At 43.6% G+C, this 25615-nt stretch carries 18 protein-coding genes; 9 read left to right on the forward strand and 9 right to left on the reverse strand.

The features are described 5' to 3' along the window. The first annotated feature begins 195 nt into the window (after positions 1-195). From AABI99_RS12235 to AABI99_RS12245, 3 genes are all read left to right on the forward strand, one after another. On the forward strand, positions 196-2727 hold the full coding sequence (locus AABI99_RS12235) for a TonB-dependent receptor (RefSeq protein WP_338366146.1): 2532 nt from the start codon (positions 196-198) through the stop codon (positions 2725-2727). Positions 2728-2925: 198 nt separating this feature from the next. Beyond that, the gene (locus tag AABI99_RS12240) at positions 2926-3819 is read left to right on the forward strand and encodes a DUF4097 family beta strand repeat-containing protein (protein WP_338366120.1); all 894 of its coding nucleotides are present in this window, start codon (positions 2926-2928) and stop codon (positions 3817-3819) included. A gap of 95 nt (positions 3820-3914) precedes the next feature. Continuing rightward, entirely contained in the window at positions 3915-5804 is a 1890-nt protein-coding gene (locus tag AABI99_RS12245; protein ID WP_338366122.1) for a monovalent cation:proton antiporter-2 (CPA2) family protein, read from the forward strand. A gap of 144 nt (positions 5805-5948) precedes the next feature. On the opposite strand, the gene AABI99_RS12250 is transcribed toward AABI99_RS12245, so the two are convergent. The 8 genes from AABI99_RS12250 to AABI99_RS12285 all read right to left on the reverse strand — a co-directional run bounded on the left by AABI99_RS12250 (position 5949) and on the right by AABI99_RS12285 (position 18876). Further along, positions 5949-6515, reverse strand: coding sequence for a hypothetical protein (locus AABI99_RS12250; RefSeq protein ID WP_338366123.1), 567 nt, complete (start codon positions 6513-6515; stop codon positions 5949-5951). Positions 6516-6993: 478 nt separating this feature from the next. Continuing rightward, the gene (locus tag AABI99_RS12255) at positions 6994-7707 is read right to left on the reverse strand and encodes a hypothetical protein (protein ID WP_338366125.1); all 714 of its coding nucleotides are present in this window, start codon (positions 7705-7707) and stop codon (positions 6994-6996) included. A gap of 162 nt (positions 7708-7869) precedes the next feature. After that, positions 7870-9657 carry an alkaline phosphatase gene (locus tag AABI99_RS12260; protein ID WP_338366126.1) on the reverse strand — a complete coding sequence of 596 codons (1788 nt, stop codon included), beginning with the start codon at positions 9655-9657 and terminating at the stop codon, positions 7870-7872. Between the two features lie 11 nt (positions 9658-9668). Beyond that, complete coding sequence (locus AABI99_RS12265; RefSeq protein ID WP_338366127.1) at positions 9669-11252, reverse strand: alkaline phosphatase; 1584 nt, start codon at positions 11250-11252, stop codon at positions 9669-9671. Positions 11253-11463: 211 nt separating this feature from the next. Continuing rightward, the gene (locus AABI99_RS12270; protein WP_338366128.1) at positions 11464-13890 is read right to left on the reverse strand and encodes a TonB-dependent receptor; all 2427 of its coding nucleotides are present in this window, start codon (positions 13888-13890) and stop codon (positions 11464-11466) included. A 212-nt stretch (positions 13891-14102) separates the two neighbouring features. Next, positions 14103-15839 (reverse strand): solute:sodium symporter family transporter, encoded by a 1737-nt coding sequence (locus AABI99_RS12275; protein ID WP_338366129.1) that lies wholly within the window; start codon positions 15837-15839, stop codon positions 14103-14105. 101 nt (positions 15840-15940) lie between these two features. Continuing rightward, positions 15941-18001, reverse strand: a complete 2061-nt coding sequence (locus AABI99_RS12280; protein ID WP_338366130.1) for a TIM-barrel domain-containing protein — start codon at positions 17999-18001, stop codon at positions 15941-15943. A gap of 107 nt (positions 18002-18108) precedes the next feature. Further along, positions 18109-18876 (reverse strand): sulfite exporter TauE/SafE family protein, encoded by a 768-nt coding sequence (locus AABI99_RS12285; RefSeq protein WP_338366132.1) that lies wholly within the window; start codon positions 18874-18876, stop codon positions 18109-18111. A 170-nt stretch (positions 18877-19046) separates the two neighbouring features. On the opposite strand from AABI99_RS12285, the gene AABI99_RS12290 reads away from it, so the two are divergent. The 6 genes from AABI99_RS12290 to AABI99_RS12315 all read left to right on the forward strand — a co-directional run bounded on the left by AABI99_RS12290 (position 19047) and on the right by AABI99_RS12315 (position 24362). After that, positions 19047-19796 (forward strand): GntR family transcriptional regulator, encoded by a 750-nt coding sequence (locus AABI99_RS12290; protein ID WP_338366134.1) that lies wholly within the window; start codon positions 19047-19049, stop codon positions 19794-19796. 215 nt (positions 19797-20011) lie between these two features. Continuing rightward, positions 20012-20974 (forward strand): aldo/keto reductase, encoded by a 963-nt coding sequence (locus AABI99_RS12295; protein ID WP_338366136.1) that lies wholly within the window; start codon positions 20012-20014, stop codon positions 20972-20974. 9 nt (positions 20975-20983) lie between these two features. After that, entirely contained in the window at positions 20984-21979 is a 996-nt protein-coding gene (locus tag AABI99_RS12300; RefSeq protein ID WP_138612900.1) for a TauD/TfdA family dioxygenase, read from the forward strand. Next, the gene (locus AABI99_RS12305; protein WP_338366139.1) at positions 21979-22983 is read left to right on the forward strand and encodes a YeiH family protein; all 1005 of its coding nucleotides are present in this window, start codon (positions 21979-21981) and stop codon (positions 22981-22983) included. The genes AABI99_RS12300 and AABI99_RS12305 overlap by 1 nt, the downstream gene beginning before the upstream one ends. A 64-nt stretch (positions 22984-23047) precedes the next feature. Continuing rightward, positions 23048-23293, forward strand: a complete 246-nt coding sequence (locus AABI99_RS12310; RefSeq protein ID WP_338366141.1) for a DUF3297 family protein — start codon at positions 23048-23050, stop codon at positions 23291-23293. A gap of 166 nt (positions 23294-23459) precedes the next feature. Continuing rightward, the gene (locus tag AABI99_RS12315) at positions 23460-24362 is read left to right on the forward strand and encodes a homocysteine S-methyltransferase family protein (RefSeq protein ID WP_338366143.1); all 903 of its coding nucleotides are present in this window, start codon (positions 23460-23462) and stop codon (positions 24360-24362) included. Between the two features lie 167 nt (positions 24363-24529). Here AABI99_RS12315 and AABI99_RS12320 read toward each other — a convergent pair whose 3' ends face one another. After that, the gene (locus AABI99_RS12320; protein ID WP_338366145.1) at positions 24530-25381 is read right to left on the reverse strand and encodes an alpha/beta hydrolase-fold protein; all 852 of its coding nucleotides are present in this window, start codon (positions 25379-25381) and stop codon (positions 24530-24532) included. Between the last annotated feature and the right edge of the window lie 234 nt (positions 25382-25615).

The following is a 25615-nucleotide window of genomic DNA, read 5'->3' on the forward strand; positions in this document are numbered from 1 at the left end:
CCTTGAATTTGCAGCCATTCGGCACAAGATTGCAACTCGAGCGATCTAAACGCCTATAGCACCCGTAAACTGTCATTTTTGTAGTTAACAACTTAGAATAACTTAGACAGTTTTTATCTTTGCACACAGGTAGCGCCTTTTATATTATGCGCTCCTTTTTAAAATCAATCGTCAGCAGCCCTTAAGGGAATCAACATCATGTTAAAGCAATTATCAGCCAAAAGAGTAGCACTTAGTCTGGCCGTTACCTCTGCGCTTGGCGCGTCTTATTCTCCAGCTATTGCTGCAGAGCAAGACACACAAGCACAAGAAAGTATTGAAGTGATTTCGGTTACCGGTACCCGCCGTAGCCTGCGTAGTATTGCCGAAAGTACCGTCCCTGTGGACATTATCACCAGTGGTGACATGAAAAGTACGGGACAGCTAGAAATTAGCCAAATACTGGCAAACCAAGTTCCTAGCTTTAACTACCCAAGTGCCACTATGGGTGATGGTACAGACCACGCTAAACCTGCTGTTTTACGTGGTTTAGCACCCGATCACACTCTAGTACTTATTAATGGTAAACGCCGCCATGCTGGCGCGCTATTAAACTTAGCAGGTGTTGTTGGCCGTGGCTCTACCGCCGTTGACTTAAACATGATCCCAACCTCAGCCATTAAACGCGTAGAAGTACTACGTGATGGCGCAGCCGCACAGTATGGCTCAGACGCCATTGCCGGTGTTATTAACATAGTACTTAAAGATGCCTCAGAAGGTGGCAGCGTAAGCGTAACCTACGGCGAGTACGACACCCAAATGGCAGGCGCTCCTCAGCTAGAAAGCACCTACGCAGATGCCGATGGCAACCTTGCCTTTAATACCGGTGCCGACCGCGAAGTAAACGATGGTGCAACACGTACAATAAGCGCAAATGCTGGTTTTGAGCTGTTAGATAACGGTTTTGTAAATATCTCAATTGAGCAGCGTGATAACGACTCAACTCAGCGCTCAGGCTTTGACCCGCGCGAGCAATACGACCGCCTAGAAGATGGCAGCTTAGACCCGCGCGAATTTACTATCGACCGCTATAACCACCGCTTTGGTAAAGCAGAGCTTGAAGACTACGCACTGTTTTACAACATGGGTTACGACTTTGATAACGGCTATAACTTATATTCGTTTGGTAGCTACTCAAAACGCGAAGGTAATTCAGGTGGTTTTTACCGCCGTGCAAAAGACAGCCGTAACATTTTAGAAGTGTACCCTGACGGCTTTTTACCGCAAATTGAAACCGACGTACAAGATTACTCATTTGCCCTAGGCCTACAAGGCGAAACTGGTCAGTGGACATGGGATGTAAGTACCAACTACGGCCGTAATGACTTTGGTTTCGGCGTTGTTAATAGCATCAATACATCACTAGGAGCAGATAGCCCAACCGAATTCGACAACGGTGCATTGGTTTACGATCAATTTTTAGTTAACGCCACAGCAAATACCACCCTTGATTTTGGCTTACCTGATGACGTATTTTTCACTGTAGGTGCAGAGTACCGCCACGAAAGCTACAAAATTGAGCAAGGCGAAGAAGCCTCTTACATTACTGCATTAGATAGCGATGGTAACCCTATTGCTGCCGGTGGTGCACAAGTATTAGCGGGTTTTGGCCCAGAAAGCGTAACCGACGAGAGTCGCCATAACGTAGCGTTATACGTTGAGTTTGATACTTACCTAACAGAAGACTGGAACTTAGTTTTAGCGGGTCGCTACGAAGATTACACCGACTTTGGTGATACGTTTACATCAAAGCTTGCGTCGCGTTACAGCATCAACGAAAATCTATCACTACGCGGGGCAATTAGCACAGGTTTCCGTGCGCCATCACTTGCGCAAAGCTCGTACCGTCAAATTTCTACCGTACTTGAGAACAACCAACCGTTTGAAGTCGGTTTATTCCCTACCGATTCAGCAGCAGCGCAAGCACTAGGTGCTGAACAACTTGACGCCGAAGAGTCAGTAAACGTAACAGCAGGCTTTATGTACACGCAAGGCAGCTTTAGCCTAACAGTAGATGCCTACCGCATTGATATTGATGACCGTATTGTATTGTCTGAAAACCTTGAGGGCGATGCTGTAGTAGAAATACTGCAAAATGCCGGCGAACTAAACACAGAAAGCGTACGTTACTTTACTAACGCAATCGACTCACGCACGCAAGGTGTTGATATTGTTGCTACCTATAACTTAGATTTAAGCGATTTTGGTGACTTACGTTTAAACGTAGCCGCTAACTTTAACGATACCGAAGTAACACATGTAGATGACAACCCAAGCGAGCTAAATTCACTCGGTGATGACTACGTAGTATTTGCACGCCGTGAAGTAGGCCGATTTGAAGAAGGCACGCCAGATAGCAAATGGAACCTATCAGCAGTGTGGAACTTTAACGAATGGCAAACCACTCTACGCGCAACGCGCTACGGAGAAGTGGCTGATATTTCAACCACAGCCGATCGCGATGAGTACATTGACCCTAAATGGATCACCGACCTAGAGGTTGCCTACCGTCCAGACGAATACTGGAAATTTGCAGTAGGTGCAAACAACTTGTTCGATCAGTACCCGCAAGCAACGGTAGATAACATTGGTTACTCTAACTTTGGCCAAATATTCCCGTACACGCCATACGCACCGTACGGATTAGACGGACGTTTCCTATACGGTAACATTACTTACAGCTTTTAATAATTAACCTAAAAGCACACACTTAAAAAGGATGCCATGTGCATCCTTTTTTAATTACTTCTTAGTGTATTTAACCACTTATTAGTAAATCCTCTTTTCATAAACACACTCCACCTCAATAAAAACAATCACTTATAATTGGTCTCGTTTTTGCTCTATATTGGCTATATAAATACAAATAATACCAAAGGACTAAACATGAGCTCATCAACTGTATCTGGCATTACAAAACCACTTTCACTTATTGGTGGTATTTTATTATTAAGCGGCTGCGTGTTTCATATATCGCCAAGCGTTGCCTCAGTTAAGCAAACTCAGCAGTTATCACTGCCAAGTAATAACCTAGAATACTTAAACGTATTAAGCGGTGCAGGTAGCCTTACAATTACAGGCTCGCCCAATGCCACCAGCATAAGCGTAGATGCCACAATTTACACAGCCGACATTGAAGACGAATACACACTCACCCTCGAGCAAAACGGCAAGCAAGCCACTTTAATTGCAAACAACAATACTGCCAGCGGTATGCGTTTTTACAGCGGTCAATCACCACATATCGATTTAGTGGTTACCGTGCCAAGTAATTTAATGCTCGATATTGATGATGGCTCTGGCGACATTGCAATAAGCACCATGCAAAATAACATAGATATAGAGGACGGCTCTGGCAGCTTATCTATCAACAGTGCTAAAAACCTCACTATTGAAGATGGCTCAGGCGATATCACTCTTGAAAACATCACGGGCAACTTAGCACTTACCGACGGCTCTGGTGGCGTAAATATAAATAATGTTAGCGGCAACGCCGAAGTTGATGATGGCTCGGGCGATATGCGTATTAGCAATGTACGCGGTACCTTAAATGTTGAAGACGGCTCAGGCAGCATCGTCATTAATAACATTAATGGTGCGGTTGATGTAGACGACAACTCCGGCGATTTAGTTATCGAACACGTGCAAGCAAGCGTCACCATTGAAGATGGCTCAGGCGACATTCGTGTCAATCACGCCAAAGGGCTTACCATTACCGAATCGGGATCAGGCGATGTAAGCATTGACAACATTAACGGCCCCGTAAAAGTAGCCGATTAATTTTGACTAAATGATCCATTTTCAGCCACATGACCCATTGTATTTTTAAAGCCACTAAGCCATGCTAAAAATCTTGATACTATTAGGATATACGCGTGTTAGAAATAGCTTTAATTTACTTAGCGGCGGCCATTGTGGCTGTACCCATTGCCAAGCGAGTCGGCCTTGGCTCGGTACTCGGTTATTTAATTGCAGGCATACTTATTGGCCCTTACGCCTTAGGTATTGTGGGCGATCAAACAGATGTAATGCACTTTGCCGAGTTTGGCGTAGTGATGATGCTGTTTTTGGTGGGCCTTGAGTTACAACCCGCCCGTTTATGGAAGCTGCGCCATTCAATACTAGGGCTTGGCGGCTTGCAGGTCGTACTTAGCGCCGCGGCTATTTTTGCGTTTTGTTACTGGTTTTTTGCCATGCACTGGCAAACAGCCCTCGCAATAGGCTTAATGCTGGCGCTTTCATCTACCGCTATTGTGCTACAAAGCCTTGAAGAAAAAGGCTGGCTAAAGCAAGAAGCCGGGCAAAATGCGTTTTCGGTTTTATTATTCCAAGACATCGCCATTATTCCTATTTTGGCGCTTCTGCCGCTACTTGCATTTGCACCGCAAAGTAGCTCAAAAGAGGTTAGCGACTCCATTATTGCAAGCTGGCCGGTATGGCAACAAGTGGGCGTATCGGTCGCGGTTATCGCCGCCATTATTGCTGGCGGTAAATATGTGTCGGCCCCGTTATTTAGATACATAGCGCAAACCCACATGCGCGAAATATTTACTATTTTTGCGCTATTTTTAGTGGTGGCTATTGCCCTTGTGATGCAAAGTATTGGTTTATCACCAGCACTCGGTACATTTTTAGCCGGTGTAGTCCTTGCCGAAAGCGAATTTAGACACGAGCTCGAAGCCGATATAGAGCCCTTTAAAGGCCTACTGTTAGGGCTATTTTTTATAACCGTTGGCGCATCTATTAACTTTGAATTATTGGCTGATGAGTTTACTACTGTGATTGCACTCGTTGCCCTACTAATTGTAGTAAAAGCCTGTATTTTGTTTGCCCTTGCCATCACATTTAATATTAGTAAAAAGCAGCGCCTGCTGTTTGCATTAGCGCTTGCCCAAGGTGGTGAGTTTGCCTTTGTACTATTAAGTGTAACCACTACATTAAGCATATTAACGCCAGAGCAAACAAGCCTAGTAACGTTAGTGGTGGCTGTTTCAATGTTGGTTGCGCCACTGTTATTAATGGTTTACGAGCAGCTACAAAAACGCACCAGTAACAGCGCGCCCGAGTTCGACAAGCCCGAGCAAATTAGCACAGCTAAACACGTAATTATTGCGGGCTACGGGCGCTTTGGGCAAATTATGGGACGCTTACTGCACGCGCAAGGCTACGACATTACCGTACTTGATCACAGCCCAAGCCAAATAGAGCTCCTACGCCGCTTTGGCAATACCGTATTTTATGGTGATGCCGCACGCCAAGAACTGCTTGAAGCCGCAGGCGCACACACCGCACAAATGCTGGTAGTCGCCATAGACGATGCAGATAAAACCCTCGAAATTATTAAACTTGCGCATAAAAACTACCCACACCTTAAAATTGTTGCTCGCGCCATCGACCGTCGCCATGCGTATCAAATGCTTAACTTAAAAGTAGATGCCTTTAACCGTGAAACAGTCGACTCAGCCATTAACCTCGCGGTAGAGGCCCTTGAGCTATTAGGTAACAACAAACAAGATGCCGAGCGCGCTGGTAAACTATTTAGAGATCACGACCGTGCTGCCGTATTGCAACTAGCCGAACTGTGGGGCGACGACGCCAGCTACGGCGTAGCCGTGCGCCAACGTATGGAAGATTTAAAACAAGTGCTACAACAAGATAAGCAAGCACAAAGCGATTTAAATACCTGCGAACACGGCGACTGTGAAGACGGCCTAACAGAGCTAGCTGATAGACCTAAAAAGCCTGATGATGCTCATATTGAGTAGTGTTAAGGCTTTTATATTTGTGCTGTTAGCATAGCTGGCAGCACATAAACTTGGAATATAATTACTAAACGCTCTATTAAGCCTGTAGCAATCATTGTGACCAACATTCATTACCTAAATAATTTTAATAACATTTTTGTTTTTTTAATCACTTTTCCAACGACGATAACCTCTTAAGAAGCTTTCAACATCAGTATTTTCACCGAATATGTTATTATTTTTTTCTGAGCACTCTAGTAAGTATTGTTCCGCAACGGCCTGCAATGATTCCTTTTTATCAATAACCCATTTTAATTCAAAATCCATGTACTTAGTAATCTTTGACACGTTTATACAATGATCGAACTGCTTATCTTTTCCGAAGAAATCTTCAGATAGACTAGTTTTCCCTCCGCTAATCATATGAGATCTAAAACAACTCGCGACAACAATTAATAACTCAGGGGGTGGGTAAAGCCCGGACTCTATGAGGTATAAAAAGGTGTTTAATGGATTACTTTCTACTTGTTCACGCTCAATTACATTATGTGATGAGTTTTCCCTAAGCATATTCAAGCTATGTTCAAACTCTGAATAGTATGGGAACTCATTATGTTTATAAGAAGCTTTTAAAATTTCTCTTACTTCCACTACATCTTCAAGTGTATTTTTATAAGCGCCAGCAAAAAAAGCTTTCCCTCGAACTAACTCAGTCAACTCATCAATATCCATTTTTTCACCCTAATTTAAACACTAATAAAACAAGACAAATACAAACAGTAACTGTTGAAACATTCTCAACTCTCACTACGCTTAATAGTTTAATAATTAACTTTTCCATAACTAATTAGCCCCTTTATATTGGATTAGTTTCCATTATGACGCTTGGCTAAATATAGTCACGGACAGGATACTGAATGATTGTCCGTTCACAGAAGCAAAAAACCATTAACTCAATTAATGAATGAGTCTCTAGCTTTATTTTTTATAATAAAGATGCTTTAAGTCTTGGTCGCGTATCGATATTAAGTAACGTATGTTTTATCAAAAAAGAACCTCCTGCGATATGTTAACTTTGAAATACGAAGAAGGTATTTGATTAGGTTATATCTGTGGCAGGAATTTAAGAAAGCTCTTTCATGTTACTTGTAGCCCATAACCACCTATCACCCTTCTAGCTATGAGCTACTACATTTAAAAACACTAAAATCTAGTGGTGGTGACCGCCTTGAATCGCTTTACCTTGCTGGTTATAAAACCCCGTTGCGCCGTGTTCTATAAAACCTAGGTTGATCATTTTTGCTAAAAACGGGTCGTTTTCGTTATCGCCTATGTCGGCGTAGTCGGTGGTTTGAAAGCGATCCCATTTGGCAAACTGTGCGGTTATTTCTGCTTTATTGCTACTTACATCATTTAGGTTAAGCGCAGTGTGAGTGTGGCTTTTTTTATTGGTTACGCTAAAGCTTTTAACCAAGTTTGATTTGGTAAGTAAAGCGAGTTTAAATTGATTGTCGCCCTCAAAAAGTGTGTAGTTTTTTACTTCATCGCAGCCGTTGCCTTGGGTGTTAACTAGGGTCATTTTTTCGATTAAATGCGTATCCACCAGCTGATTTTTAGCGCTCCAACTTTGTACACCGCGTACCTCAGATGGCTGATATTCAATACCGCGTTGCTGAGCATTAAAATAACGAATTGGGCGAATTTGTTTGTTGGCTAAGCGCTGCCAAAGCTCGGTGATCACCTCACGCTGATGCGCAACTTGTCCGTTGTTTCGCCAAAGCGTTAGTGACTGTGTGCTTTGCTCGTTTTTATGAGTATTGGTAATTTTATAGTCGGCTTTTAAATGCGCGCTATCAATATTACATTGCTGCGCTAGGGTGCTGGTACTGGCAAGTGTTGCCATTAAAAATAATGCGAGTTTCATTCAATTATCTCTTATTTAAACGTCACTGTAATAGGCATTACCATACCCATTTACAGTGGCATTTTTATGACATAAAAAAACAACTCGCACAGCGTACGAGTTGTTTTTAAATACTTCATTTTTAATACGTACTTTATGTGTTGAGCGTACGTATTAAATTACTTATGGCGTTACTTTTTCATCAGCGGTAGTTACTAAGTCTGCTGCAAAGTCCATTACATGGAATAAAAAGCTTTGCTCGTTAGTGCCTGTAACTAAGTGAGCGCCAGGGCCCATTGCGTATACGCCAACATCTTCACCTGCGTGAGTTTCTGAGCCAAGTGGTACAAGCGCCTCTTGGTGAAAGCCCGCTGAAGTTGTATCAACATCGGTTAAATCTACACGCCCTGTAACAGGTGCAAATGCATAACCTGCATCGGCATCGGTTTCATCGCCTAAATCTCTAAAGCCGCCACCGTTGGTGTAGCCCACTGTGGTGTATGGCATATCGTCGGCAGCTAGGCTTGGCTCGGTTTCGCCCACGGCAACAACTTTGCCTAATATTGGATTACCACGCTTAGGGTAGCCTGCAATAGTAAATACGTGGCTGTGATCGGCAGTAACCACTATGAGCGTTTCTTCTGGGTTGGTGTTGTCCATTGCCACTTGCACAGCTTTTGCAAACTCTACTGTGTCGTTTAGGGCATTGTAGGCGTTACCCGCATGGTGCGCGTGGTCTATACGCCCCGCTTCTACCGTTAAGAAAAAGCCATTGTCGTTGTTATCGAGCACGTTAATTGCTTTTTCGGTCATTTGGCTAAGTGAAGGCTCACCCGCGACATCGTTTGCGCGATCCGCTTCGTATTGCATGTGAGATTCATTAAATAAACCAAATACTTTAGTAGCATCATCGCTGATTGCATCAAAACCCGTTTGGTCCATAACGTAAGTGCCACTTGGGTAAGTTGTTTGCCACTCGGTTACTAGGTTGCGGCCATCAGTGCGGTCGCCTTCTACTGCGCTAACTGCATCGGCTGAGTTTGCTGCGGCGTCTTTTGGTAAAAAGTGACGACGTCCGCCGCCCATTACAACATCAATACCATCTACATCAATACCTGTATAACGCGCTTCTAGGTTGGCTTCAAAGTTAACTAGTTGCGATGCAATATCTTCACAGGCTTCTGTGCCCTCTGGCATATCTGAGTTATCTTCCCAGTTACGGTCAGCCGATTTAGCATATGTTGCCGCAGGGGTTGCATGGGTAATACGTGCAGTTGAAACAAGTCCCGTTGCTTTACCTGCAATCTCAGCAAGCTCTAGTGAGCTTACAAGTTCGTTGCCTGAAACTGTTGAGCAGCTACCGCGTTCAATGTCTTCATCTACACCAATTACGCCCACATCGGTTTTAACACCTGATACTATTGCCGTCATTGTGCCTGCAGAGTCTGGCGTTTGGGCATCTACGTTGTAGGTTTTAACAAAACCTGAGTACGGCATTTTTTCAAAGCTTAGCTGGTAGTCTTCACCTAAACCGCCTTTAAGCTGGCCGGCTAAAATACGTGCAGCCGTTACAGTTGAAATACCCATGCCGTCGCCAACAAATAAAATCACGTTTTTAGCTTTGCCCGACTCGGTAACTATATTGGCACTGGCCTGCTGCGCTTTTACAAGTTGCTCTTGTGCGCCGCTAAACCATGCATTACTTGTTAAGGATGCAAGTTGCTCGCTGGTGAGTGATGTAGCAGGTGCATTACATTTTAGGTTAGAAGAGGTAACTTCGCCGCTATCTAGCACGCCGTTGCCGTTTGTATCTACGCCGGTTTGAGTTTCTACGCCGCCATTAACACATTGCTCTGAGCCTACTGCAATGGTGTTATCTACCGCAAGAATATTATTTTCGTCTTTGTCGTCGTCACTACAACCTGCTAGCGCGACCATTACTGCTAAAGAAAGTGCTGTTAATTTGTTCATGTTAGCCGCCATTATTGCTGAGTTAGTTCAAGAGCTTGATTAATTAAATGAAATACTACGTTTTGCTCAATTACGCCTTGAGCTAGCTGTGCGCCTGGGCCTTTTGCATGCAGCGAAATATCTTCACCAGCATGGGTTTCTGAGCCAAGCGGGACAGTGGCTTCTTGGTGAAAGCCAACATTGGTAGTATCAACACCGCTAAGCTCTACACGTCCAGCAACTGGGCCAGCTGTATAGGCTGCATCGGCATTTGTTTCATCAACTAAGTTTCTAAACCCTAAACCATTTGCATAGCCTACTGTGGTGTAAGGCATATCGTCGGCAGCAAGGCTTGGTGTGGTTTCACCTACGGCAACTACTTGGCCTAAAATTGGGTTACCGCGTTTAGGGTAGCCAGCAATCGTAAATACGTGGCTGTGATCGGCGGTGACTAAAATAAGGGTTTCTTCTGGGTTGGTGTTATCTACCGCAGCTTGCACGGCTTTAGCAAATTCTATGGTGTCGTTAAGCGCGTTGTAGGCATTACCCGCGTGGTGTGCGTGGTCAATACGGCCTGACTCAACGGTTAAGAAAAAACCATTTTCGTTTTTACCTAATACGTCAATTGCTTTGCTGGTCATTTCGCTAAGCGATGGCTCACCGGCAATATCGTTTGCGCGGTCTGCTTCGTATTGCATGTGCGATTCGTTAAATAAACCAAATACTTTAGTGGCGTCATCAGCAATGGCATCAAAGCCTGCTTGGTCCATTACATACGTACCTTGTGGGTATTGTGTTTGCCACTCGGTAACTAGGTTACGCTCATCAGTACGATCGCCTTCTACCGCGCTAAGTGCATCTGCTGAGTTAGCGGCTTCATCTTTTGGTAAAAAGTGACGACGTCCGCCACCCATAACAAAATCAAGGCCGTCTACGTCGGTACCTACAAAACGGGCTTCTAGGTTTTTTTCAAAATTAACTAATTGCGAGGCAATGTCTTCACAAGCCTCTGAGCCCTCTGGCATATCTGAGATATCTTCCCAGTTACGGTCTGCCGATTTAGCATAAGTTGCCGCAGGTGTTGCATGGGTAATACGCGCTGTTGAAATAACACCGGTCGCTAGGCCTTTAATTTCAGCAAGTTCTGTTGCAGTTAAAAGCTCATTACCCGATACAGTTGAACACACACCGCGCTCTATGTCTTCGTCTACACCAATCACGCCTACATCAGTTTTAACCCCTGAGATCATTGCGGTCATGGTGCCTGCTGAGTCTGGTGTTTGTGCATCTACGTTGTATGTTTTTACTTGTGCTGAGTACGGAAACTCTTCAAAGCTTAAATAACCTTCTTCACCTAAGTTGCCCGCTCTTTGGCCTTGTAAAATACGCGCAGCCGTAAGGGTAGATACACCCATGCCGTCGCCCACAAACAAAATAACGTTTTTTGCTTTTGTTGTTGAGGCATTTTGTGCAAGCGCAGTTTTTTTGGTGAGTGTGGTTTGGGCATTTGTATACCAGTCATTGTCTGTTTGGCTTTGTGGTAATACATCGGCATGACTTGCAGCACTTAACATAAACGTTAAGCCAACTGCCGCAGCAACTTGTTTAATTTTCATCCTTTATTATTCCCATTGTGTAGTGGTTGTTTTTTGCTTGAAGCGTAAACCTCAAATAAGTAACCGCTGCACTATAGAAAACAGATGTGACCTCTAAGAGTACTTTTAATTAAAAAACAATGACTAAACCATGACAAAATTAAGACACAAAAAAGCGCAGCGGGTTAAACGCTGCGCTTAGCACAATTTTCACAGGGATGGATTTATAACATTAAAAACGCGCCTTAAACGATACGCCAAAGTAGCGCTCTGCATCACGCGGAATTTGATAACGGAAGTTATCGCCACTGTAGGTGGTTACATAGCTTTCATCGGTTAAGTTTTTAGCAATAAGCGACACTCTAAATGCATCATCTTTAAACGATAAGCCTACACTTGCATTTAAAATACCGTAATCAGGTAATAATGCCGCAGGGTTAAACTCGCCTACATTGTTTGGAAGGTCTGAGTATTGCTCGTCGGTGTAAATGTAAGAGCCGTTAATATGAATATTAAAGTCGTGCTCTGTTTCAATAAAGTAATCAGCACTTAGCGAGTATTTTAAATCTGGCGAAAACGGAACATCTAAGCCAGAGCGGTCAGTACATGAACCCGCAGCGACTTCTGCCGGGCAATTAAACTCGTCAATTTCAGCTTTAATGTACGCAATACCACCGGTTAAAGTAAGTGAGTCGGTAGCCGCCCACATAAAGTCAACCTCAGCACCTTGCGTGCTTACATCACCGGCATTGGTTAAGCGAGTAATACAAGTACCGTCTGAACAGTCAAAGTTATTGGCTTGAAAACCTTCAATTTCGGTTCTAAATACAGCAAAGTTAAATACAAAATCGCGGCTTGCGTATTTGTACCCTAACTCGTACGCGTCTGACTCTTCTGGAGCAATTTCGCGGCTGTCGTTATCAGGGTTAAAGTTGTAGTACACATTAAAGCCAGGGCCTTTGTAGCCTTGCGAATAAGTACCGTAAACCATTTGGCCACCGCCTAAATCGTATTGCATACCTAAACGACCCGACACATTGGTTTCTTCTGCACTGCCTGATTCGTCAGTATTTAGTGCTGCTGAGCGAACACCAACACCGGTGCGACCAAACTCATCATTGCTAATACGGCGGTGTGTGTACGATACTTCATCGTCGGTGTAGCGAATACCAAACAGTACACGTAAATCTTCAGATAAATCGTAAGTACCATCGGCAAAGGCTGCCCAGTTGTTAAACTCGGTGCTCATGTACGCGGTTGCGGACACAATATCGTTAGCATTACAGCTTACACCTAAGCTTTGTGTGTAGCCGTCTAAGTCGGCTAATGCGGCATCAAGCTCTGCACCGGTTAAGTTATTTTGTGCGTAATACGCCATGGCAGCGTCTAGCTGGCCTGCGTTATTTTGACAACTCGCGTCACGAGTAAAGTTACGTTGCGAGTCCATGTTCCAGTAAAATAAACCAGCCACATAGTTAAATGGACCTGCTAGGTTTGAAGTAATTCTAAATTCTTGCGAAAACTGATCCCACTGCTGGGCACCTAAATCGTGTAATTGAAAAGGCACGCCAAATACAGGCTGGTTACTGTCGCCAGCAATCGAGGTAAAGTCGCCTTCGCGGTATTCGGTGTTATCCCACGAGCGCTGCGCTGTAATTGAGGTATAGGTGTAGTCGCCAATGGTTTTATCAACCTGTACCGAAAACGCGCTGTGTTCATCAATTGTGCGCGACTCATAGTCGTGATCAACTTTACGTTGGTCTAGGTCTATATCGGCTACGCCATCAACAATACCGTTACTGTCTGGTACTGCTTGCGAATCTGGGTTACGGCCGCTTGGTAAGGCTTCTAAATCGGCACAGCAGTCGTCGTCGGCGTTATAAAATTCGGCAATAAATTTAACGTTTAAGTCATCGCTTGGCTCGTATTTAAATACAGCACGTGCGCCTTCGCGGTCATAGCCGTTTACTTTTTCGTTGTTGTAAACGTTATCAATGTAGCCATCAAACTTACCTTTAAATACGGTTAAGCTTGCTGCTAAATCGTCGGTTAAGCCACCGCTTACAACGCCTTTAAAGCGGTATTCGTTATCTTGATAAAACGAGGTTTCTACGCTGCCGGTGGTATCGTATGAAGGGTCTTTGGTTGTAATGTTTACCACACCCGCCGAGGCATTTTTACCAAATAGTGTACCTTGTGGGCCGCGCAGTACCTCAATGCGAGATACATCATATAAATCAGCAAAGGCTTGACCAGAGCGGCCAAGTACCACGCCATCAACCACGGTTGCTACACTTGGCTCTGCAGCAATACTAAACGAAATAGTACCAATACCACGCACCGTTAGCGCTGAGTTACGGGTTGTGGTGCCTTTTCTAAAGCTCACCGAAGGCACAAGAGACTGTAAACCTTCCATGTTATTAGCAAATGCCGAATCAATCTGATCACTATTAAGTACAGATACCGCCAGTGGTACTTCGTTTAAACTTTGCGTTCGTTTTTGTGAGGTAACAACAATTTTTTCAAACTTATCGTTATCGTTTTGCTCTGCTTGTTGTTCAGTTTGCTCTTGCTGCGCGTGTGCTTGCGTGCTTAGTGCTAAACCTGTTGTCATTGCTAACGTGACTGCCAAGCTTAAGACGGACTTTTTAGCTCTCATGTCATTCTCCAAATTGTGCGTGTGTGCTGTTAAATTACCGCGCTAGCAAGTGTGTGGGTTGCTAAAAAGCGGTGCCAGAGTGTTGTAGTTATTTTCCTTATATCTCTTATGTCTTATATAAGAGATATAAACTTAAACAAACTCACCCTTTATTGCAAATATTATGTGAATAAAATGTGATTTAAAATTTGTATAAAGAATATAAAGGCGCGTTATGCTCGCTCTAGGCCAATATGCGCCAAGCTGCTTGTGTAGCGTTTGTGCCATCGGCGTACGCTCCACCAGCTAAGCACAAAGGCGCTAGTCCAAACGGCAACTAAGCTCGGTACAAAGTACACGCTGGTGCCACCAACAAGCCCAAGAGGAGAAAACAGTATGTACAGGCTTACAATTAAGCTCACCAATACAATGGCGCAAGGCAGTGCGTATTTCCAAGGGCTTAGGTTTACCTCGGCTTTGCGAGTAAACTTCCATGGTGTAGCAAGAGGTTTGTAGTAACCAATACCTAACATAATGGCCAGCTCAATAAAAAATAATATGGCGTAAATATGGATAAAGTTAATGTCTACATCCCACACAAATTTAAGCAAAGTGTAGGCAATAACATGAAAAACAATCGCCACTTTAGCGCCCAGTGCAGGCACTTTACGAGTAAATAAACCCACTAACACAATTGTGATGACCGGAATGTTGTAAAATCCGGTAAATACACGAATTATGTGCCATAAGCCCTCTGGCGCAAACATTAGTAATGGCGCAGTAATAAACGATAATATAGCAATTACAATACTGGTTGTTTTGGCGACTTTAATTAGCTTTTCATCGCTTACTTGGTCTCTTTTCATTGGTTTGTAAACATCTAAACAAAACAATGTGGCAGCACTATTTAACAGTGAATTAAACGAGCTAAATACCGCACCGAGTAACACCGCTAAAAAGAACCCAGATAAGTACTGAGGCAGTACATCTTTAACTAAATGTGGGTAGGCTAAATCTATGGTTTGTAAGCTTTCGTGTTTATAAAGGTGATACGCTATAACGCCTGGGATCATCATCATAAACGGCACTAACACTTTAAAGTACCCTGAAAACAACACGCCCTTTTGGCCTTCTACTAAGTTTTTAGCGCCCAATGTACGCTGGATCACGTACTGATTGGTGCCCCAGTAAAATAAATTAGCGAGGATCATACCGGTAAAAATGGTACCAAATGGCACGGGATCGTCGCTGCTACCAATGGCGTTGAGCTTTTCGGTATCGGTGTTTACCAGTGTGCTTAAGCCATCGGCAAAGTTACCATCGCCAAGGGCAATAAGGCCAAGTGTTGGCACTAAAATACCAATAATTAATAACCCAACGCCGTTAATGGTATCGGATACCGCAACCGCCTTTAAACCACCAAATACCGCATAAATAGCCCCCACAGAACCCACAATAATAATGGTGACAATTAAACTTGCTTGGTAGCTTAAATTTAATAGGGTAGGCACATCAAAAAGCCTAAGAACGGCGATTGATCCTGAGTACAAAACAGATGGGATCGTTATAAAACAATACCCTACCATAAATAAGATCACCGTCATGCGGCGTACATGATCGTCAAAACGATCCCGTAAAAATTCAGGCAAGGTAGAAAACGCACCGGCTAAATAGCGCGGTAAAAAGATCAGCGCCATTATAATGGTTGATATACCAGCTGTTACTTCCCATGCCATAGAGCTTAGGTTGTAACCATACGCTGAGCCATTAAGGCCAATAAGTTGTTCGGCCGATAAGTTAGTGAGGATCATTGAGCCCGCTATAAATGTACCTGTTAAACCGCGCCCCGCTAAAAAGTAGCCGTCTTGGGTGTTAACTTCCCCTTTGGTTTTTTGGTACGAGATATATCCTACCAGCGCCATAAACGCCAGGCACGATAGCAGTGTCATGGTAATGTTCATACCTTCCATCTTGCGCCCCTTTTAGCTTACTTTACTCGGTAAAAAGTAAGCTAATATCTTTATTATTGTGTGTGTTACGTGTGTTGTGTGTGTTTACTATTTACCGAGTTTTATTTTGGCCAAGCTGTTAGCTGGCTCATGTCTTGTTCTGTGTGTTGAACCTCTGGGCCTAGCATGAGCGTATCACCTTTACGAACAAATACGGCCATTTGTGTAAGCTCTAGTGTTTCTTCGTAATACTTACCACCTTGGTACGTTTGCCCGTCAGGAAAGCTCAGCCATTCCCCTTGCGGTAAGTAAAATTTAACTTTTCCGTTTGGTACAACACATGGCACAACAAGGAGTTTTTCGCCGCACATAAATTGCTGATCAAAACTATGTGCCAGTACCTCATCAGGGAATGCCAGTGCCATAGCACGCTGAATAGGCAGCCCTGTTTGCTGCGCTTGCTCTGCACATTCTTGTAAGTACGGAATTAACTGATAGCGTAATTTAAGCGCCGCAAATACGGCGTCACTTGCTTGCTCGGTGTATGACCAAGGTTCGCGTGGGCCAATGCCATGTAAACGCATATGCGCACTAAATACCGATGCTTGCGCCCAGCGCACATAAAGCTCAGCATCGCGGGTGTCTTTATAAAATCCGCCAATGTCGGTTGCAAAAAATGGCCCGCCCGACATACCCCACGCAAGGCTGCCGCGAATGCTCGCCGCTAAACCTTGCCAATCGGCCTGTGGGTCGCCGCCCCATTGTGCAGGGAAACGTTGGCTGCCAGTCCACGCTGAGCGACTAAACAAAAATGGCCCTGTTTTACAGTATTTTTCGGCGGCTTCATAAACGCAGCGGTTGTACAACATGCTATAAACGTTGTGCAGTCTAATGCCGCTGTCGCCACTGTGCGATACCATGTTTTCGTCTTCTAGCTGTTCGCCAAAGTCTGCTTTGATCATATCTACGCCAAGCTCAAACAATGGCTTGTGTGACTCCAACCAGTATTCGTAAGCATCGGGGTGAGTAAAATCTAAAATACCCGACTCAGGTAATGGCGTAAGTACTTCGCCAAATGGGCTTAAATCCCACTCGTATTGATACGCTTTACCTGTGCGTTTGTCTTTTATTAGCCAACCGTTTTCGGCCGCTTTTGCAAATAACGGGTTGTTTACCGAGATCATTGGGTATTCCCACACACAAATTTTAAAATCCATGGCTTTTAGTTCATCAAGCACAGGTTTTGGGTCGGCGTAACGGGCTGGGTCCCATTCAAAGGCAAAGCGGGTGTCGGTGTCTTGCCATGCACGGCCATCAAGGGTGATTACATCACATGGCATGTTTTTAGCGCGCACTTCGCGGGCAACACTTAATAGCTCGTCGGCGTCTTTGTAATATGCTTTTGATAAAATAACACCAAAACTCCACTGTGGTGGTACCGGTGCAAAACCGGTTAGTTCGCAGTAGCGATTAATACTTTGTGTAGGCGTTTGCTCTTGGTATAAAAATACATCTAATGCGTCGTCTTCTACTAAACACACATAAGCACGTTGCGACCAAAGTGCGTAACCTACGCCATGTGTAACGGGCGCTGGTGTGTGTACAAATAAGTTCCAGCCCTCTGGGCTCCATGCATATGGTGTGTTTTTATAAGACTTTTCGGCATTTACGCCCAGTGCATCGTGGTTGTATGAGCGAATAAGTTGACCGCGTTTATCAAGCTTGCCCCACTTTTCTCCAAGGCCATATACAGCTTCGTCGTAGTTTAACTCTAGGCTTAAAATCCAGCCGTTATCGGTTTTAGCCAGTGGTGGTAAACGATGCTGGCGCACAAAGTGGCCATCGGTTGCTGATTGCTGTACTAATTTGTCGTTTTTATAAAGCTTAAAGTAAAACGGGTCGCTGTAAAATTCTAAGCGGTAGTCACCGGCTGTGGCTGCAAAGCCGTGGTCTAATGTATTAAGTGAAAGCGGTAAGTTAGAAGGGATGGTGGTTAATATTTTAAACGTCTCGTCATGCGTGGAGCCTGCATTTAAACGTAAACCAAACTGGCTAATGGTAACGCTAACCTCGCCAAATTGGGTCGGTAAAACTAGCACATGGCCTTGTAGCTTAGGCGCTGCAATTAAGCGTGCTGGCTCTATAGCGTTCCAGTCTGGCTCATGTAATTCAAATGCATTCATGGGAGTTCCTTAACCAATTATTAGTCTTGTATAAGACACAAGTTAAATAATTGTAATCCCCATGTCAACGTAAATAAATTCAAGTTAAGTTAATTTACGCCCTTGATTTAAAATATACTCGGTGCCGATGTAGCCACCAGCGAAACCCCACTTAAGCCCAGCAAAGTAATTGCTATTATACGAATCCATTTTGCATCAACATAAGGCGTTAATTTACGGGCAAAGTGTGTAACTAAAAGCACAAGAGGTATGGCCGCAGCAATTAAAAACATAATATCGAGCTCGGGTAAGGTGCCAAATAGCGCAATACTTACACGTACTATGCCACCAATGGTAAATACCGCAAGTAATGTGCTGCGTATGGCCTCAATAGACCAACTTTGTCTATAGCACTGAAACACCAGCGGCGGCCCCGACGTTGAAAACAGCCCGCCTAGCAAACCACTTACGCCGCCAGCAATTAAAAATGAGCCACGCCCGCTTTGCTTATTGGCTCTATCACGACCAATTAGCATTAAGCCACAACATAGCAAAATACTAATACCTAAAATAAAGTTTAAAAATTGCGTTAAATGCGCCGACATATATTCAAGCAGTATAAAACCTAACAGCATTAGCGGAATACCGGTATACAACATAAGTTTTAGCTCAGGCAGTTTTACTGCATTGCGATTTTTTACCACCACAGTGGTTGAGTTAACTAAGCCTAATAAACTCACTAAAAAGGTAGTCGCGGTGAGCGGCAATACATCAAGTAGCGTAAAACTTGCCACTACCAACAACCCAAAGCCAAACCCGCTGAGTGTTTGCATTATGGTGGCAAGGCTTAGGCACAGCGCCATAAGCAAGATGAGTTCTAACGAAATACTGAGCACTTTAAATATCCTAGATGTGCGCTATTGTAGTGTAACGATTTGTTTTTAGGCATAATGTAAAAACAAACTACACGGCAATAGTTCACAATTAATTGAGCTTGCGCAAAGCTGCGCAAAAGTTTTCACCTATGATATAAATACAGGTGGATTAAATTTAACGGTAAATAACAATGAGTAACTCTATGTTTGATCACAAATTAAGTGGCCCTAGCTTGGCTTTTCAACCACTTTACTTACAAGTGGCTGATTATATTAAACAGCTCATTGTTGAAAGACGCTGGGTGCCTGGCGAAGTATTACCAAGCGAATTTCGCCTTGCTGAAGAATTTAATGTAAGCCAAGGCACTGTTCGTAAAGCACTTAATTTATTAACCGACGATAAAATAGTTACTCGCCGCCAAGGTGTTGGTACGTTTGTATCTGAGCACACAGCGCAAGATGCTCTGTTTAGATTTTTTCCGCTGCAAGCCGATGGTAAAGGTGCCGATCTACCTAAAGCCGAGCTACTATCGGTTGAGCTTTGCCCTGCACCAAAAGATGTTATTGATGCCCTGCAACTTAACAAAAAAGACAAAGTCACTAAGCTTGTCCGCAGACGTATTCTCGATAACGAATTTTGTATGAGCGAAACTATATACTTACCGCAAAGTTTCTTTCCTGATATACATCAAAGTAATGATATTCCGCACACATTGTATCATTACTACCAAACCAAATTTAACCAAACCGTACATAAAACCCAAGACAGCATTAAAGCGGTATTAGCGGATGAAACCGATGCTAAAATGCTAGCTATAAAAGCCGGCGACCCACTGTTGTTGGTATCGCGTATTACCGAATCAATCGAAGGTAAACGTATTGAATACCGTTTAAGTAAATGCCGTAGCGATCATTACCACTACCAAATTGAACTTGATTAATTCACCGCGCTTTATCCGCGTGTAAGTTATATTAGCGCATACTTATTAAATATTTTTTAAAGGCAGCAAACGCTGCCTTTTTGCTGCCTGCAGGTTTTTTAACCTAACCATTTACTACCTAAGCGTTAACACAGTGTTGACACTGTTAGATTCGTATAATAACTTATGTCTTATACAAGACCTAAGTCATTATGCAATTTTAACAGGAATTCCCAATGAGTTCATCAAATAACATCCCGCCAGTCGGGTTCGGTTTATGGAAAGTAGCACAAGAAGATTGTGCACAAACGGTGTACCAAGCCATTAAAGCTGGCTACCGCCACCTTGATTGCGCATCAGACTACGGCAACGAAGAACAAGTTGGCGATGGCATAGCCCAAGCAATTAACGACGGCCTTTGTACCCGCGAAGAATTATGGGTTACCTCAAAACTATGGAATACCTTTCATGCGCCAGAGCATGTAGAGCTTGCCATTGATAAAACCTTGAGCGATTTAAAGCTCGATTACCTCGACTTATACTTAATTCACTTTCCGATTGCGCAAACGTTTGTGCCAATCGAAACACGCTACCCACCAGAGTGGTTTGTAGACCCAGATGCACAAAACCCACAAATGGAGCTGGCAAAAGTGCCGCTACACTTAACGTGGCAAGCAATGGAAGAGCAAGTACATAACAACAAAACAAAGCGCATTGGTGTGTGTAACTACTCAAGTGCACTTATTCACGACTTAATGACCTACGCCACAATTAAACCCGCCATGCTGCAAATTGAGTCGCACCCTTATTTAACCCAAGAGCGCCTAGTAAGGCTTGCCAAACAGTATGATATTCCGGTTACAGCGTTTTCACCGCTGGGTGCGCTTTCGTACCTTGAGCTTGAAATGGCCGATCAAACTGAGTCGGTGCTTGAGCAAAGCGTAGTAAAAGCTGCGGCGCAAAACCATGGCAAAACCCCCGCTCAAGTTGTGCTGCGCTGGGGCGTGCAACGTGGCACCGCCATTATTCCAAAAACCTCTAAGTTTGAGCGCATGAAAGAAAATCTCGCGCTGTTTGACTTTGAATTAACCGAGCAAGAAATGGCGCAAATTTCTGCGCTTAATAGCAACCGCCGTTTTAACGACCCTGGGCACTTTTGTGAAGCTGCCTTTAACCGTTTTCACCCTATTTACGATTAGGATAATAAAATGTCAGCTACCGAACTTAACTATGCCCAAGTGCCTACACAATTAACATTTGATGACTCGGTTTTTCCGTGCATTGTGGTTAATAACAATAACGCCAGCACCGTTGAAGAAGCGGTAGCTTTTATTCGCGCTCACAAAAGCGAGTTAGCTAAAAAACTACGCAGCTCAGGTGCTGTATTGTTTAGAGGCTTTCCTATTAATAGCGCAGAAACCTTTGATACGTTTTCAGCAGGGTTTGATTACGACAACTTTACCTACCAAGAATCGCTCTCTAACGCGGTACGTATTAACTTTACTGAGCGTGTATTTACCGCTAACGAAGCCCCTAAAGATGTAGAAATTTACCTTCATCACGAAATGGCACAAACCCCTATTTCGCCAAGTAAGCTGTTCTTTTTTTGTAAATCGGCAGCTGAGGAAGGCGGCGCAACGCCACTTTGTCGCTCAGATAAGTTATTTAGCGCATTAAAGCAATATGATAGCCAATTAGCCGATGACTTTGAGCAAAAAGGCTTAAAATACACCACTTACATGCCCGCAGCCGACGATGCTACATCGGGCCAAGGCCGCAGCTGGAAAAGCACCCTAAGTGTTGAAACCAAAGAAGAAGCACACAGCAAGCTTACCGAGCTAGGTTACGAATGGGAATGGCTAGAAGATGGGTCTTTAAAAGCAATTACCCCGGTTTTACCGGCTGTACTTACCCTAGAAAACGGCGTACAGGTTTTTTATAACCAACTTATTGCCGCTTACATGGGCTGGAAAGGCGTTCGCGAAAATCCATCGGTTGCTATTACCTTTGGCGATGGCAGCGCTATTCCTAAAGCGGGACTTGAAAAAATTGTTGAGCTATCAAAAGACTATACCTTTGATTTAGCATGGCAAGATGGCGATGTAGCCTTAGTAGATAACGAAATGGCTATGCATGGCCGCCGCCCATTTACAGGCGAGCGTAAACGCCAAGTGCTTGTTGCACTAACAGCAGCTAACGCCTAATGCAAAGCTTAACCAATGCACTAAAGGTAAAAATTTCCCCATTATGGCAAGGGGCTAGCATTGCTGCAATGACCGGCCTTGCCGCTTTATTTTTAAGTGAACACTATGGCGCACCCGCTATGCTATTTGCCTTATTATTAGGCATGGCGGTGTCGTTTTTATATCAAAGCGACAGCCCATGCGCTAAAGGCATAGACTTTACCGGCACCACGGTTTTACGCGTAGGCATTGTGTTACTTGGCACCCGTATAGCGCTGGGCGATTTAATAACACTGGGTTGGCAAACCGCTTTAATGCTAGCTGGCGCTATATTTACCACCATTATTTTAGGGGTTGTACTTGCCCGGGTATTTGGTTTACAAAAGCGTTTTGGCGCACTCACCGGAGGTTCAGTCGCTATTTGTGGTGCATCGGCAGCACTGGCTATTTCATCTATTATGCCAAGCAGCGAGCATAAAGAGCGCGATACCTTGCTGACTGTAATTGGCGTAACGGCTATGTCGACCATAGCGATGATTTTATACCCTATTGTGGTTAACTACCTTGAGTTTGACGCCCACAACGCTGGGGTATTTTTAGGTGGCACCATACATGACGTAGCCCAAGTAGTGGGGGCAGGTTATTCGGTATCGCCCGAGGCGGGCGATATAGCAACACTGACCAAGCTAGTACGCGTGGCCATGCTGTTGCCTGTAGTGCTTATAATGATGGTAGTGATTAACCGCTCAAATAAAGGCAACCATGGCGAGTTACCAAAAGTGCCCGGGTTTTTAATTGGCTTTGTTATTTTAATGCTTATTAACAGCACCATTAACCTACCCGCTATCGTGCTTGAAACCACCAATGAGCTTTCTCGATTCTTTTTAATTGCCGCCATAGCGGCTATTGGTATGAAAACAAACCTAGGTAAACTTACCGAGGTGGGCTTAAAACCAATAATTATGATTGTTGCCGAAACCATTTGGATAGCACTATTAATACTTGGCTTTGTATTGTGTAGTTAAAACCTTGAGCGTATTGAGTGGATTGCCTACAATAGCGCATCACTTTTTAATAAAGATTAAAACCATGACCGATTCAACAAAACCAGCATTACCTGATCAGCTTTCTATTAATCCACGCAGCAAATATTACGTAGAAGAAGTGTTTGAACACGAAATTGGCGTAAAGCTAAACGGTAAAGAACGTTTTGATGTAGAAGAATACTGCATTAGCGAAGGCTGGATTAAAATTGCCGCACCTAAAGCGCTAGACCGCCGCGGCCAACCTTTACTAATGAAAGTAAAAGGCACGGTAGAGGTATTTTATAAGTAAGGTTTAGCCTACTTAAATAAGCGACTCTCCTGTGAGATGTCGCTTTTTTTATACCCGATAAAAAGCATTGAGCTTCATTCATGTTTAAGATGACTAAGTTTCATTATGATTTTATAAAAAACATGGTTGAATAGCGCCATATTGTAAAAATACACAAAGACTTGTTATGAATAAACTCACTATTTTAGATGGCGGCATGGGACGCGAACTTAAGCGTATTGGCGCACCGTTTACACAGCCACTGTGGAGTGCACAAGCTCTAATAGAAGCTCCGCATTTTGTAACCCAAGCCCACCAAGGTTTTATAGATGCAGGCGCTGAAATAATTACCGCAAATAGCTACGCCTGTGTACCCTTTCATTTAGGTGAAGCGCTATACCAAGCTCAAGGCGCAGCCCTTGCACAGCAAGCGGCCATTATAGCAAAAGAAGCTGCTCAAAACGCTAAACAAAATGTATTAGTCGCGGGTTCATTACCCCCCGCTTTTGGCTCTTACCGCCCTGAACTATTTGAAAGTAAGCGCGCATTTACTATTTTAGATACGCTATACAAAGCGCAAGACGAGCACGTAGATTTATGGATTGGCGAGACCATATCGAGCATTGAAGAAGCACACGTTATGGCAAGCGTACTTAAAGGCTCAAACAAGCCTTGCTACTACGCATTTACTCTAGAGGATGTGGTAAGTGAGCAAGCAAAACTTCGATCTGGTGAGCTGGTAAGTGACGCCGTAGCGGCTTTGCTTGAACAAAATGTTACTGGTATTTTCTTTAATTGCTCAATTCCTGAGGTTATAGAGCAAGCCTTTAACGATACAAACGCAGTATTAGCTAAGCAAAATAAAAGCGTTGTTTTAGGCGCATTTGCTAATGGCTTTACACCTATCGCACGTGATTACAAAGCCAACGAAGGCTCGCAAGCGTATCGCGATATTTCGCCTGCAGAATACCTAGAATTTGCAAAAACGTGGCACAGCCAAGGCGCAAGCATTATTGGTGGCTGCTGTGGTATAGGCCCAGAATTTATTGAAGAACTGGCAAACTGGAAACAAGAGCTAGAAAACGCTTAAGCTTTAGTACTTTTTAAGGCTTATTGACTACACCAATCGTGTTAAGTTATTAGGCATTTATAGCGACAGATAAATAGCGTGATAACAAGGCATAAATATCGACATGTAGTTGTTCTACATGAGAAATTTATAACGCTGTTAGCGCTCTATTTAGCACGCTAGAATGATTAAATATTTAAGTCGATTGGTGTCATTCCCAGCAGCCAATCAAGCCCTTGTATCGCTGTAGTAGGAAATGCGGTTGCATGGCCAGCCCCTTCAATAACAACACTTTTTAGCTCTATATTATCACTGTTAAGTGCATTAATTTTTTGCGCTAATTGCTTTGCTCCTTGCACCATATTTTGCCCTTCACCAAAGCTTGGCGTTTCTTTTGCCCCTACCGATATATAAACCTTTGTAAGCACTTTAGGTTTATTTACCTTTAACGCTAATACTGCATTGTTATTAAACCAAACCGATGGGCTGCCAATTATATAATTGTTAAATAAATCGGGCATTGTAAATAAAATAGTCACGCCAAATAAGCCACCTAAAGAGTTACCTATGTAGGTTTTTTGTGTGCTACTCGCCCTGTAATTTTTTTGTATAAATGGCAGTACCGTATTTTTTAAAAACAGTGCATGGTTTAGTGCATTACCGGTTTGTTTTTTCCAGCTTTTAGCCTTATTTGGGGTGTAGTCTCTAATTCGGCTGTTGGCGCCTTTTGAGCCCTTTTCGTAACTAATGGCCACAATAATAGCCTGCTGCATTTTGCCGCTATTCATAGGGTAGCGCGTCGCTCCTGCCACAATAGGAAACGTATACGGTGCATCGGTTAAATAAATAACCGGATATATTTTTTCAGGGTGCTTTTTATATGACTTAGGAAGCTGAATAAAAACAGGGTATACCCGATTGGTCACGGGCTCAGTGAGTTTTATAACGCTGCTTCTAGGGATTTGGTAGGGGGTATTTGCGCTTAATTTAAAACACATTAAAGCGCAAAGTAACAGCAGGGATTTTAAAGCAGTATTCATTAAATTAATTAACCTAAGCCAAGCGTAATAAACCAATATTAGATGATTACTTTAACTCACTTTTAGCTTTAGGCTATTAAAAATTTAAACTCCGAGCTTTGAAAGGCAGTGCTACACGTTAGTTGTTTGTAGCACTAACAACACTAAGCTGCCTGATCAGATTCAGCACCCGAACACGAGCAGTTATCGTCATTCTGTTTAAGACATTGTTGGTAATTAAACCAATGAGCTACA

The organism is uncultured Pseudoalteromonas sp., from assembly GCF_963922945.1.
Classification (GTDB): Bacteria; Pseudomonadota; Gammaproteobacteria; order Enterobacterales; family Alteromonadaceae; genus Pseudoalteromonas.

Coding starts and splice junctions, on each gene's coding strand:
- AABI99_RS12240 (WP_338366120.1), top strand. CDS start 2,926: ATGAGCTCATCAACTGTATCTGGCATTACAAAACCACTTTCACTTATT.
- AABI99_RS12250 (WP_338366123.1), bottom strand. CDS start 6,515: ATGGATATTGATGAGTTGACTGAGTTAGTTCGAGGGAAAGCTTTTTTT.
- AABI99_RS12255 (WP_338366125.1), bottom strand. CDS start 7,707: ATGAAACTCGCATTATTTTTAATGGCAACACTTGCCAGTACCAGCACC.
- AABI99_RS12260 (WP_338366126.1), bottom strand. CDS start 9,657: ATGAACAAATTAACAGCACTTTCTTTAGCAGTAATGGTCGCGCTAGCA.
- AABI99_RS12265 (WP_338366127.1), bottom strand. CDS start 11,252: ATGAAAATTAAACAAGTTGCTGCGGCAGTTGGCTTAACGTTTATGTTA.
- AABI99_RS12270 (WP_338366128.1), bottom strand. CDS start 13,890: ATGAGAGCTAAAAAGTCCGTCTTAAGCTTGGCAGTCACGTTAGCAATG.
- AABI99_RS12275 (WP_338366129.1), bottom strand. CDS start 15,839: ATGGAAGGTATGAACATTACCATGACACTGCTATCGTGCCTGGCGTTT.
- AABI99_RS12280 (WP_338366130.1), bottom strand. CDS start 18,001: ATGAATGCATTTGAATTACATGAGCCAGACTGGAACGCTATAGAGCCA.
- AABI99_RS12290 (WP_338366134.1), top strand. CDS start 19,047: ATGAGTAACTCTATGTTTGATCACAAATTAAGTGGCCCTAGCTTGGCT.
- AABI99_RS12295 (WP_338366136.1), top strand. CDS start 20,012: ATGAGTTCATCAAATAACATCCCGCCAGTCGGGTTCGGTTTATGGAAA.
- AABI99_RS12300 (WP_138612900.1), top strand. CDS start 20,984: ATGTCAGCTACCGAACTTAACTATGCCCAAGTGCCTACACAATTAACA.
- AABI99_RS12305 (WP_338366139.1), top strand. CDS start 21,979: ATGCAAAGCTTAACCAATGCACTAAAGGTAAAAATTTCCCCATTATGG.
- AABI99_RS12310 (WP_338366141.1), top strand. CDS start 23,048: ATGACCGATTCAACAAAACCAGCATTACCTGATCAGCTTTCTATTAAT.
- AABI99_RS12315 (WP_338366143.1), top strand. CDS start 23,460: ATGAATAAACTCACTATTTTAGATGGCGGCATGGGACGCGAACTTAAG.
- AABI99_RS12320 (WP_338366145.1), bottom strand. CDS start 25,381: ATGAATACTGCTTTAAAATCCCTGCTGTTACTTTGCGCTTTAATGTGT.